An 11,733-nucleotide genomic window follows, 5' to 3' on the forward strand; every position below is an offset into this window, starting at 1 on the left:
ACGGTCCGTGTTCCGGCCTACTCCGGCTGCGGCGTCGGGAGCGCGCGGTGACGGCGCGGCGGCAGCAGGAAGTTCCCGCGGCGCTTGATGAACGTGTACTCCTGGATGCCGTTGTTGACGCGCTGGCGGATGGTCGGGGTGTCGGTCAGGTCCTCCCCGGCCATCGCGGTCTTCGTCGCGACGAAGTCACCGATGCCCTCCTGCACGGCGAGGAAGTGCAGGCCAGCCTCGCCGCGGTCCGTCGAGTCGAAGTCGCGACGGAGGATGATCGGCCGGCCGTCCCGCCGTGCCCGGGCCGTCTTCTGTGCGTGGCCGACGCGTCCCGCCGAGCGGGCGTCCTCCCTGACCGTCTCCGCACAGGCGCCGGCGCCGGAGTCGTCGCCGAGGTTCTCGCCGACGCCCTCGACGGTTCCCTCGTCCGCGTGGGCGGGGCAGAACATCTCCGCGACGCGCTCGTCCTGGTCCTGCTCGACGTACCAGTCGTCGAGCCGGAGCCGGATCCGCGAGACGTGCTGGGTCGTCCCGCCTGCGAACGGTCCCTCGGCGATGGTGACGCCGTCCTCCGTCGCCTGGGTCTTCTCGAACCCGGCCTTGAACCCCATGTACAGCGGCGACTCCTCCGGCACGTCGGCCTCCTCCGGGATGCCCGACACGTCGCTGTTCTCCGCCGGGAGGCCGGCACCGACGAAGCCGGTCCGACGGCCCGGGAACTCGTCGGGCAGGTCGAACACGTCGCCGAGGTGGGCGTCCATCTCGACGCCGTTGGCGGTGTCGCTGTTGCCCTTCAGGGCCTCCTCGGCCTCGAGCAGCGCCGTCCCGCTGTCGCTGGCGAGGTGGACGACGACGTCGTTCGTGTCCAGTTCGGGGTCCTCGAAGGAGGTGAGCGCCGCCGGCCCGGGCAGGTCCACGGAGTCGGGCAGGGACTCCTCGAACCGGTCGAAGTAGCGCGGCGAGTAGCCGATCGTGAACAGCAGTCCCTCGTTCGACCACTCGAAGGCCTGCTCGAGGTTCTGGAGGGCGGATTCGACCGTCTCACTCTCGTCGGCCGTCGGCGTGCCGTCACCGGCGTAGTCCGCGTACAGGAGGACGTGGTGGCTGGCGAGGACGTGGTTGCCGTGGTCGTCGCTCGGGAGGGCGTCGTTCCAGGCGTGCTGTCGGTCCGGCAGGCTGCTCGGGTCATCGACGCCCGACGGGACGGACTCGGCGTCGTCGCCGAACCGGCCGAGACAGGCGGAGAGGGCACTCATGCCGCCGATGGCGACCGCCGACTTGACGAACTCTCGGCGGTCGATTCCGCGGCTCTCGCTGGGACTCATTGCGATGTGCTTGGAACGCTCCGGCAAAAAACGGCGTGGTGCGCGAGTCGAAAGGGCGAACAGGCGACGAACAGCTGTCGCGCCGGGGTTCGTCGCACACCCGCCCGGGCCGCCGGCGCGCGTCGGTCAGGACACGCCGGGGCTGGCCGCGGCTTCGTATAAGAACTACTCGGCGAGTAGCTCGTCGACCAGCAGGGTGAACCGGTCCACGAGGCGCTCGGGCAGCGTGGGCGTCACGTCCGAGAGCAGTTCGCCGGTCCGCTCGGGGGTGGCGAGGACCAGCGTGACTCGGTTCCGGGAGTCCCGTCGCTTCCGGACGAGGTCCGCTTCGACGAGGTTGTCGACGTGGTGTTCGAGCGTGGAGCGAGCGATACCGACCTCGTCGGCGACCGTCGCCGGCCCCTGCGGGCCGCCCTCGATGAGCGTCACGAGCACCTCGCGGGTCGTCTCGCGACGGATGAGTGCGACGGCCGCGCGGTCGAACTCGTCGTACTCCGGCGGGTAGTAGTGTGTCCTGCCGAACAGCTCCTCACGGACCACCTCGCCAGCGCCGACAAGGTCGCGCACGTGGTACTGGACCTGCCCCGGTGCGACGGGCAGCTCACGGACGAGCTCGTTGAAGTGTACCCCCGGCGTCTTCTCGATCTCGGTCGCGATGAGTACTCTCGTGTCCGTCATTGGTTGACCCCCGTCCCCTGCCGGAGGGACCGCGCGTACCACACCGCACCGACGACGAGCGCCGTCATCACCACGTCGAGACCGTGCTCGACGAGGTGGTGGGTCGCGTCCGGGAGCATCCCCAGCATCGTGACCCACGCGACGGCAGACCGCGCGGCGATGGCGGCCAGCGCGAGCACCACGAGCAGAAACGGCCGCGAGCGTCGGCGGACGTAGGCAGCGAGTCCCAGGCCGAGCAGGACGGCCGAGCCGAGCGCGGCCAGTCCGACGACCGCGAGCAGCACCGGGTCGACGATGGTCGTCTGTGCGTGGAGCGGAGTGCCCCCCGGTGGGAAGCCCATTTGGTCGCTGTAGGTGTTCACGACACCTCAATCGTTCGATTCGGGTGGAAGACTTACGTACTCCCGACCCCTATTTCCACTCGAATTCGAACCGGGCTGAAACGCACGGTTCGATGGAGCATACCCATGGCGCACACCAGAAGCTCACCCGCGTCAGAGCACCCCGACTCGTCGCCCCCACCGACGACCGATACCATGGCACGGTACACCCGACCCGTCCCCGCCGACGCCCACCTCGACCCCCGGTCGCGGCGGGCACGGACCGAACCGATGGCTGTCGCCCCGCTCGGGAGCGGCCGCTACGCCGTCGCGACCGAGCACGGCTCGTACCTCGTCGACGCACGCGAGCACCGCTGTACCTGCCCGGACCACACGTTCCGGGACGAACGCTGCAAGCACCTCCGCCGCGTCGCCATCGAGATCACGGAGGGTGCGGTCCCCCCGCCGAGCCACGTCGCCGTCGGCTGTGCCGTCTGTGGTAGCACGACGTTCGTCCATCCGGACGGACCTGAACCGCACCTCTGCGACCAGCACGCGCTCCGCCGCGGCGACCTCGCCACGGACCGCGAGACGGGCGCGACCGTCCTCGTCGTCGGTGTCTCCCCACGTCGGGCCGACGAGGTCCGCATCGAGAGCCACGACTGCACCGTCGCCGAGTACGAGACCAACCGCGCGTACCCCCCGGACGACCCGGTCGTGACCGCCGTCTTCCCCGCCGGTGCCGAGTTCGACGACGGCACGACGCCGGACTCGCTCCGGGTCTACTCGTTCCCGGTGTCACGACTCCGGCGCGTCGACCCCGACCAGCACTGAGGTTCAAATAGCAGGACGTGGCCAACCCGGGCGTGTCCTGACCAGCCATCGTCCGGCGCGACGCGGTCGCGCGGTGTGTCGCCGGACGTCCCCGGGCGTCGCCTGCACCGGCCGCTCCGCAGCACCCCTGTTCGCCTACTCGTACTCCCCGAGGTCGCGCTTCCGCGAGCCGCCGACGAACTCCTCGAAGTCGGTGCCGTCGCTGAGCGCCGTCTCCTTCTTCACCCGGTAGTTCCCCCCGTCGGTCGTGTGCAGGTCCGCCGGGTGGAAGAAGAACCAGTCCTCGCGGTCGAAGCGGACCCCGACCCTGGCCTTCGCGCCGAAGTTCTGCGAGAAGTACAGCAGCGCCTCGATCTCCTCTCCGTCGAGGTAGATGGGCCGCCCCGAGGAGGACTTCGCCTCGATGGCGTAGAACCGCTCGCCGTCGCCCGCCAGGACGTCCGGTAGCTCCCGCTCCGTCGCACTCCCGCTCGCCGGCGCACGCATCACCGCGAAGCCGGCCTCGTCGAGGCGGTTGACGAGCTCGCGCTCCCGCCTGTCGCCCTTGCGGCTGGAACTCATGGCAGTTCATCGGCGAGCGCCGGTTAAAAATGACCCGTCGTCGGTCGCGCGGCCGCCGGCTACGTCTCGTCGTCGGTCAGCTCGGTGCCGCCGTCGGCGTCCATCCGACGGTCCTCCTCGTCGCCGTCCTCGACGGCCTCGATGGCTGCGGCGGCAGCGGCGGCCACGTCGTCGGGTTCCGCGCTGCCCTCGTCGGCGTCTGCGACATCGGCCGTCTCGTCGTCGGTATCGGCTGCCTCGTCGTCGGTGTCGGCTGCCTCGTCGTCGGTGTCGGCTGCCTCGTCGTCGGCGTCGGCTGCCTCGTCGTCGGCGTCGGCTGCCTCGTCACCGGTCTCGGCGTCCTCGATGCCTTCGTCTGCAGCGTCGACCGCTTCATCGTCGTCGCCGTCCAGTTCGACCTCCGCCGGGTCCTCGTCGTCCGGTGTCGCTTCGTCTTCGGCCTGCGACGGTTCGGCGTCCTCGTCTTCAGCGTCGACGGGTGCCGGTTCCGCGCTGGCGGCGTCCGACATCTCGGTGACCTCCTCCTCACCCGCGGGTTCGTCGGCTGCCTCGTCTACGAGGTCGATGTCGCCGACCTCGAGGTCCGCGCCGGCACCGAACTCGTCGCCGACGTCGACCTCGTCGTCCGTGACCGCCTCGGAGACGGTACCGTCGTCGGCTTCGACACTGGCCTCGGCGTCTGGTTCGTCGTCGTCCTCGCCCGAAGACCCGTCGTCTGGGTCGGTAACGGCCCCGGGCTCGTCGTCGTCTGTAACAGCCTCGGAGACCTCGTCATCGTCGCTCTCGTCGATGACCTCGGATGCCTCGTCGCTCTCCTCGGCAGCAGGGGCCGGTCCGGGCTCGTCGACCGTCGATGCGTCCACCGTCGCCCCGGCGTCCGCTGCCTCGGCCGAACCGCCATCGTCGTCACCCGGCTCAGCGCCGCTGCCCCCGGAGGCGACCGCATCGGCGCCGGGGACGCCGGCGTTGGCCGCCGCATCACTGCCCGGCAGGATGTCGCCGGGCTGGAGGTACCACCAGCCGCCGAGCAGCAGCGCCCCCACGAGGAAGGCGCTGAGCGCGATGGACGCCGCACCGGTCGCGGCGAGCACCAGCGAGAGGAGCACGCCGCCGGAGCCGAGCGCCAGCAGCATCATGGCCCGGAGACTCGTCTCGATCCGGTCCTCGATGACCGCGTCGACGTCGGCCTGCGTGACGTACTCGTCCTGGAGCGTCTGCTCGATGGCTGCGACGTCGGCCTCGGTGTCGGCCCGGAGGTCGGTCACGCGCCCGGTCAGGTCGTCGCGGACCGTGGCGGTCGCGGCTTCGCGCTCCGCACGGAGCGCCTCGACGTCGGCCACGAGGTCCGTCCGGACCGACTCTATCTCGGCGCTGAGCTCGGACCGGGCTGCCTCGATGTCGGCACCGAGGTCCGAGCGTGCCGACTCGACTGCGCTGTCGAGCTCGCCCCGGAGCACCTCGAACTCGTCGGCCGTCCCGGTCTCGTGCGCCGTGACGCGCTCGCGGAGCGCGTCGAGGTCGTCGGCGCGGGCGGCTGCGTCGTCGAGGTCGGCGAGCCGGTCGTCCGTCTCGGCCAGCGACTCGGCGGTCGCCATCCGTTCCTCGACATCGTCGACCGTCTCCACGAGGTCGTCGAGGTCGTCTGCACGGGCGGCTGTGTCGTCGAGGTCGTCGACGCGGGCGTCGAGCTGGTCGACCGCCTCTGCACGGGCGGCCTCCTGTGAGAGGTCGTCGAGCCGGGACTCCAGCGCGGCGAGCCTGTCGACCTCGGCTTTCGCCTGGTCGAGCGTCTCGACGGCGTCGCGCACGGTCTCGAGGTCGTCGGCGCGGGCGGCCGCGTCGTCGAGATCTGCCAGGTCGGCCCGGGTCTGCTGGACGTCGGCCGCGTCGGCCTTGAGCCCGTACAGCTCGGCGATGCTCTCGTCGAGCTCCTCGATCTCGCCTTCGAGCTGGTCGCGGCGCTGTTGGACGCGGTCGCGGAGCCGGTCCAGGAAGGCGGCCGTCGACTCGGAGAGCTCCAGGTTCAGCGCCGAGGCGATGGCGTCGCGGTCGCCTTCCGGGAGCCGTCCCTCGCGCAGTTCGGCCGCGAGTCGGGAGCCGACCGGCTCGCCCTCGCGTGGTTCCGGTGCCGACTCGGGCGGCGTCTCCGCGGCCTCGTCGTCGCTCTCGTCGTCCGCGCCGTCGCCGTCGGAGGCCGCGGTCGCCGCGTCGTCGAACGCCGAGGGTGCCTCCGTCGTCGCCACGTCGTCGGTCGCCGACCCGGGTGTCTCGCTCGGATCGTCCAGCGAGAGCGTCTCGACCGGTTTCTCGTCCGCCGCGTCGGCATCGTCGCTCCCCTCGGGTTCGTTCACGCTCATCTCCTCGCCATCGACGTCCAGCGTGGAGACGGCCTCGCCGGCGGCCTCGGCGGTCTCGTCCGCGTCGACCGTGACGCCGATGGCCGGCTCGTTCAGGAAGGGTGCGGGGTCGTCCAGCGACGAGCGCCGGACGCCGTACACCGTCGTCACCGATTCGTCCGGTTCGAGCCGGCGGCGGTACGCGATGTCGTGTGGTCCGGTCCGCCGCCAGTTCTCGGCCTCGTAATCGTCGTGGAAGCCGAACTCGTCCGGCTCCAGCGAGTCCGGTGTCGAGTCCCGGAGCTCCAGTGTCACCGGCTCGTCGCGCATCGATGCGATGTCGTACGTCACGACTGGCACGGCCGCCCCTCGGTCAGTCACCCACTTTCGAACCCGGACGCCCCCCTCGGCGACCACCACGGCATCACCGTCCGCTGGTGGCCAGTCGACCGATTCCTCGTCCGTCGATAGTTCGTGTTCCTCGCTCACGTTGGTGCATCAACATCCCCGACCCATTTCATCCTATCGGAAGGTTTCATGGAAATTAAGAGTTCAATGGGGTAAATTGATGCAATCCGAGGTGTACGGCGGGAAAATCGCCGACCGCCCTAGGTCCCGTGCTGCCAGGAGCCCATGTACTCGGTCTGGGCGTCTGTCAGCGAATCGAAGTCGACGCCTTCTGCGTCGAGCTTTATCTCCGCGACCTCCCGGTCGAGTCGGTCGGGCACCTCGTGGACGCCCGCATCGTAGGCGTCGCCGTTCTCGACGAGTTCGCGCACGCAGACGGCCTGCACGCCGAAGGACTGGTCCATGACCTCGACGGGGTGGCCGAGCGCGATGGGCGAGGCGAGGTTGACCAGCCGACCCTCGGCGAGCACGTTCAGCCGGCGGCCGTCGTCCATCTCGTAGGCCTCGACGCCGTCGCGGGCCTCGTACCGGTCGACCGCCATGTCCGAGAGCGCGTCGAGGTCGACCTCGATGTCGAAGTGGCCGGCGTTGGCGAGCAGCACGCCGTCTTTCATCCGCTCGAAGTGCTCGGCGGTGACGACGTCGCGGTTGCCGGTGACGGTGAGGAACACGTCGCCGACCTCGGCGGCCTCGGCCATCGGCATCACGTCGTAGCCCTCCATGTGGGCTTCGAGCGCGCGCCGGGGCTCGACCTCGGTGACGATGACGTTCGCGTTCTGTCCGCTCGCCTTCTTGGCGACGCCGCGGCCGCAGTCGCCGTAGCCCGCGACGACGATGTTCTTGCCCGCGTAGGAGAGGTTCGTCGTCATCGCGATGGTGGCCAGCGAGGACTCGCCGGTGCCGTGGACGTTGTCGAACAGGCGCTTCATCGGCGTGTCGTTGACGGCGAAGACGGGGTAGTCGAGCGCGCCGTCCTCGTCCATCGCGCGGAGGCGGTGGACGCCGGTCGTCGTCTCCTCGGCACCGCCGACGATGGAGTCGATGAGCTCCGGGTAGTCCTCGTGGATGGCGGCGACCATGTCCATCCCGTCGTCGACCGTGATGGTCGGCTCGATGTCGATGACGGCCTCGATGGCCTCGTAGTACTCGTCGTCGTCGACGCCCCGTTTCGCGTAGCTCGTGATGTTGTCGTGGGTGTCGAGCGCCGCGCTCACGTCGTCGTGTGTCGACAGCGGGTTGCAGCCGGTGATGGCCACCTCCGCGCCGCCGTCGGCGAGCAGTTCGACGAGGTTCGCGGTCTTCGCCTCGACGTGCATCGCCATGCCGATGCGCTGGTCCGCGAACGGCTGGTCGCGCTCGAACTCCTCGCGCAGTGCGTTCAGGATGGGCATGTGCTGGCGTGCCCAGTCCATCTTGCGTCGGCCCTCGTCGCGAGCCGCCTCGATATCGTCGAGTTGCTCGCTGATCGGCGGGTACTGACTCATACGTTCTGGGAGGGGTAGCTGGTGGAAAACCCTACCGGAGTCGGCTGGCGCTGCTGCCGCTCGCATCGCCTTCGACGACGTATGTAGGGCGCACGATTTTAGGTTCGGGTCGACTAGCCCCGTCCATGACTCGACGCTGCGGACCGAGCGAGGTGTCGCTCGTGTGAGCGGCGAGGGGAACGCGTCCGCCCGGGGGAAGGAGCCGCCGGCGGGTGCGGCGCTGCTCGCCGCCGCGGACACGGGTGTCGTCGTCCTCGACGCCGATGGCCGGGTGGTCTGGTCGAACGACGCGGCGACGCGGTACCTCGGTGTCGACGCCACGACAGTCGGCGGGCTGACCGCCGAGGTGTTCGCTGAGCAGGTCGCCCCCCGGCTCGCCGACGGTGAGGGGTTCGTCGATGCCGTGTCCGAGGGCGGCGTCGACGGTCCCAACCGGGAGCTCCACGTCGTCGATGGTGCCGAGGACCGGTGGCTCGAACGCCGCACCCATCCGATAGAGGACGGGGAGTACGCGGGCGGTCGGGTGGAGTGCTACGTCGACGTCAGCGACCAGAAGCACGCGCTCGACCGACTCGACCGGCGCGAACGGACCCTCCGCGCCGTCCACGACATCCTGCTCGACCGGTCGCGCGACCTCGACGACCGCCTCGACGAACTGCTCGACGTGGCCGGGCGGATGCTCGGAGCTGACCACGCCGCCTTCGCCCGGTTCGGCGACGGGCGCGTGCTCGTCGAGAACGTCATCTCCAGCGTCGACGCGGCCGTCGCCCCCGGCCACGCCATCGACACGTCGGAGACGATCGCGGGCGTCGTCTCGGGGCGGGACGCGCTCGTCCACGCCGACGACGCGGCAGAGCGGTGGCCGGACCGCCACCCGGTCGGCGTCGCCGGGGACGCGGGCCTGGACTACTACGTCGGCGTCCCGGTCGCCGTCGAGGGCGAGCAGTACGGCGTGCTGTCGTTCGCCGATGCCGCACCGAAGCAGGGAGGGCTCGACTGGGAGCTCACGCTGCTCGACATCACCGCGAACTCGCTGGGCCACGAGCTCGCCAACAGCATCCGGGAGGACCGTGCCGAGGAGCAGCTCCAGCAGGCGCGACGCGAGTTCGAGTCGCTGGTGCAGGACGTCGAGGACTACGCCATCTTCCGGCTCGACCCCGACGGACACGTCGAGAGCTGGAACCGCGGCGCGGAGGAGATCAAGGGCTACGAGGAGCGGGATATCGTCGGCGAGCACGTCCGGACGTTCCACACCGAGGCCGACCGCGAGATCGGTTACGCCGACGAGCTGCTCGACCGTGCCCGGGAGCGGGGTCGGGCGGTCGACACGGGCTGGCGGGTCCGGGCCGACGGCTCGCGCATCTGGGTGAACGCCGTCATCACGGCGCTGCACGACGACGACGGCGAGCTCCAGGGCTTCCTGAAGGTGACCCGCGACATGACCGAGCGGCGGGCACGCGAGAAACAGCTCGAGCACGAGCGCGAGCGGCTGGAGTTCGTCAACCGCATCATCCGACACAACCTCCTCAACGGGATGAACGTGGTCGAGGCGCGGGCGAACATCCTCGAAGGGCACGTCGACGACGACGTCGCGCCCCACCTCGCCACCATCCAGGAGCGTGTCGAGGACATGACCGACCTCATCGAGACGATGCGGACGTTCATGAAGGCCATCGTCGAGGGCGAGGAGCACGAGTCGCAGCCGGTGGCGCTCGACGACGTGCTCGACGACGAGCTGGCGAAGGCCGACCGTGCCTACGACGACGCGACGTTCGAGCACGACGAACTCCCGGACGTCCCGGTGCTCGCGGACGACCTGTTGCCGGAGGTGTTCGAGAACCTGCTGACGAACGCGGTCCAGCACAACGAGGGGCCGACCGCACGGGTTCGCGTCGAGACCGAGGTGGGCGACGACGAGGTGGTCGTCCGGGTGCTCGACGACGGGCCGGGCATCGACGAGGCGGTGATGGCGCACGTCTTCGAGAAGGGCCAGAAGGGGTTCGAGAGCCCCGGCACCGGCTTCGGGCTCTACCTCGTCCACGAGATCGTGGACTCGTACGGGGGGCGCGTCGAGGCGACCAACCGCGAGCGGGGCGGGGCGGCGTTCACCGTCGGGCTCCCTCGACCGTAGGGTCGGTCGGTTTTTTCTCGCATCGGGCCGACCCCGGTGTATGGACGCCCCACGCGACAGCACCCTCCAGACGGTCGGTATCCTCGGCGGGATGAGCAGCGAATCGACGGTCCAGTACTACCGCGGCATCGACGCGGGCATCAACGCGGAGCGGGGCGGCCACACCGCCGGGCAGGTGGTCATCCGGAGCGTGAACTTCGCGGACATCGAGGGCTTCATCGCCGACGAGCGGTGGGACGACGCCGGCGACTACCTCGCCGACGCGGCCGCCGACCTCGAAGCCGGGGGCGCGGACTTCGTCGTCATGGCGACGAACACGATGCACCGCGTCGCGCCCGCCATCGAGGACGCGCTCTCGGTGCCGTTCGTCCACATCGTCGACCCGACGGCCGAAGCCATCGCCGACGCCGGGCTCGACACCGTGGGTGTCCTCGGCACCCGGCCGGTGATGGAGGGCGAGTTCTACGAGAGCCGCTTCGCCGACCACGGCATCGACGTGGTCGTGCCGGACGCCGACCGTCGCCAGCAGGTCCACGACGTCATCTTCGACGAGCTGACGAAGGGCATCGTCACGGACGAGTCCCGTGCAGCCTACATCGCGGCCATCGAGGAACTCGTCGCCGCGGGTGCCCAGGGCGTCGTCCTCGGCTGCACCGAGATCGAGATGCTCGTCGCGCAGTCGGACGTGCCCGACACGCCGCTGTTCGACACGACCGCGTTGCACGTCGCAGACGCCGTGGACCGGAGTCTCGGCGTCGGAGCGTCGCAGTAAGGGGGAGTGGTGGGAACCGACCCGCCGTGATACGGGGGAGTCGCGGTCGGCGGTGCCGACGCGGTGGGGGATCCGCGGTCGGTCGGGCCGACGCGGTCGGGGAATCAGCTCGAGGGGTCAGCCTCGGTGGTCAGAAGAACGCGAGGAACGCGAAGACGCTGGCCGACGAACCGTTGTCGGAACCGCTGCCGTCGTCCTCCTCTTCGTCGTCGTCGCCGTCGTCACCGACGTGGTCCGGGGGACCCTGGCCGCCGTCCGTCTCGTTGGCGGTCGTGTTGTCCGCACCGGGGCCTGCGTGTGCCGGTGGGCCGGCGTGCTCCGGCGCGTTACCGGGGTTGTGCTCGATGACCCACTCCGCGATGTGGAGGCCGGGTGCCGAAACGTTCGAGTCGTTCGTCACGTTCTGGACGTACTCGGTGAGCATCCGGGCGAACTCGTTGTGGGCGTCCGCGGAGCTCTGCTCGCTGTCCGTCTCGTTCCCGTCGAGTTCCGTCTCGTTGTCGCCGTCGATGTCGGTCTCGTTCTCGTCGGCGTCGTCGGTCTCGTTGTCGGGCAGGTCAGTCTCGTTGTCGTCGGTCTCGTTGTCGTCCGGCGTCAGGTCCGTGGCTGTGCTGTCCACGGGCTGTGCCGGCGTCGCGCCTGCGGCGGCGGCCGCCGGGGCGACGGCACCGACCACGAGCAGCAGTGCGCCGAACAGTGCGAACGTCGTCTTTGTGCTCATCACACCCCATCCTGTGACAGAGAGGGGGATAAAGCCGTGAGCACGTTCATCTGGTTCATTCCGTTTGCCGGCTCGGCCAGACGGACGCAGAGATTGTTTCACCGTTTACAAACGATTCTCGACGTTCAATTCTGCGCCTGTCGCCGTGATAGGATAACCCACTAACCTTGTC

General features: G+C 69.8%; 10 protein-coding genes. 3 read left to right on the top strand and 7 right to left on the bottom strand.

What is annotated here, in order from left to right; all coding sequences use genetic code 11:
• Positions 1 to 17: 17 nt before the first annotated feature.
• The 3 genes from NOW55_RS17135 to NOW55_RS17145 all read right to left on the bottom strand — a co-directional run bounded on the left by NOW55_RS17135 (position 18) and on the right by NOW55_RS17145 (position 2,335).
• Positions 18 to 1,316, bottom strand: a complete 1,299-nt coding sequence (locus NOW55_RS17135) for a DUF7405 family protein (RefSeq protein WP_256401326.1) — start codon at positions 1,314 to 1,316, stop codon at positions 18 to 20.
• 165 nt (positions 1,317 to 1,481) lie between these two features.
• The gene (locus NOW55_RS17140) at positions 1,482 to 1,994 is read right to left on the bottom strand and encodes a winged helix-turn-helix transcriptional regulator (protein WP_256401327.1); all 513 of its coding nucleotides are present in this window, start codon (positions 1,992 to 1,994) and stop codon (positions 1,482 to 1,484) included.
• On the bottom strand, positions 1,991 to 2,335 hold the full coding sequence (locus NOW55_RS17145; protein WP_256401328.1) for a DUF7471 family protein: 345 nt from the start codon (positions 2,333 to 2,335) through the stop codon (positions 1,991 to 1,993). The genes NOW55_RS17140 and NOW55_RS17145 overlap by 4 nt, the downstream gene beginning before the upstream one ends.
• A gap of 195 nt (positions 2,336 to 2,530) precedes the next feature.
• Here NOW55_RS17145 and NOW55_RS17150 point away from each other — a divergent pair, with 195 nt between their 5' ends.
• Positions 2,531 to 3,148, top strand: a complete 618-nt coding sequence (locus NOW55_RS17150; protein WP_256401329.1) for an SWIM zinc finger family protein — start codon at positions 2,531 to 2,533, stop codon at positions 3,146 to 3,148.
• 135 nt (positions 3,149 to 3,283) lie between these two features.
• Here the strand turns inward: NOW55_RS17150 and hjc are convergent, their stop codons facing one another.
• From hjc to NOW55_RS17165, 3 genes are all read right to left on the bottom strand, one after another.
• Positions 3,284 to 3,709 (bottom strand): Holliday junction resolvase Hjc, encoded by a 426-nt coding sequence (gene hjc / locus NOW55_RS17155; RefSeq protein WP_256401330.1) that lies wholly within the window; start codon positions 3,707 to 3,709, stop codon positions 3,284 to 3,286.
• 59 nt (positions 3,710 to 3,768) lie between these two features.
• Positions 3,769 to 6,534 carry a coiled-coil domain-containing protein gene (locus tag NOW55_RS17160; protein WP_256401331.1) on the bottom strand — a complete coding sequence of 922 codons (2,766 nt, stop codon included), beginning with the start codon at positions 6,532 to 6,534 and terminating at the stop codon, positions 3,769 to 3,771.
• A 119-nt stretch (positions 6,535 to 6,653) separates the two neighbouring features.
• Positions 6,654 to 7,937 carry an adenosylhomocysteinase gene (locus NOW55_RS17165; RefSeq protein ID WP_256401332.1) on the bottom strand — a complete coding sequence of 428 codons (1,284 nt, stop codon included), beginning with the start codon at positions 7,935 to 7,937 and terminating at the stop codon, positions 6,654 to 6,656.
• Positions 7,938 to 8,100: 163 nt separating this feature from the next.
• Here NOW55_RS17165 and NOW55_RS17170 point away from each other — a divergent pair, with 163 nt between their 5' ends.
• Together NOW55_RS17170 and NOW55_RS17175 are read left to right on the top strand one after the other, a co-directional pair.
• The gene (locus NOW55_RS17170; RefSeq protein ID WP_256401333.1) at positions 8,101 to 10,068 is read left to right on the top strand and encodes an ATP-binding protein; all 1,968 of its coding nucleotides are present in this window, start codon (positions 8,101 to 8,103) and stop codon (positions 10,066 to 10,068) included.
• Positions 10,069 to 10,108: 40 nt separating this feature from the next.
• Entirely contained in the window at positions 10,109 to 10,840 is a 732-nt protein-coding gene (locus tag NOW55_RS17175) for an aspartate/glutamate racemase family protein (protein ID WP_256401334.1), read from the top strand.
• Positions 10,841 to 10,970: 130 nt separating this feature from the next.
• Here NOW55_RS17175 and NOW55_RS17180 read toward each other — a convergent pair whose 3' ends face one another.
• Positions 10,971 to 11,561 (bottom strand): hypothetical protein, encoded by a 591-nt coding sequence (locus NOW55_RS17180; protein WP_256401335.1) that lies wholly within the window; start codon positions 11,559 to 11,561, stop codon positions 10,971 to 10,973.
• Positions 11,562 to 11,733: the final 172 nt, after the last annotated feature.

This window comes from Haloarchaeobius litoreus, assembly GCF_024495425.1.
Classification (GTDB): domain Archaea; phylum Halobacteriota; class Halobacteria; order Halobacteriales; family Natrialbaceae; genus Haloarchaeobius; species Haloarchaeobius litoreus.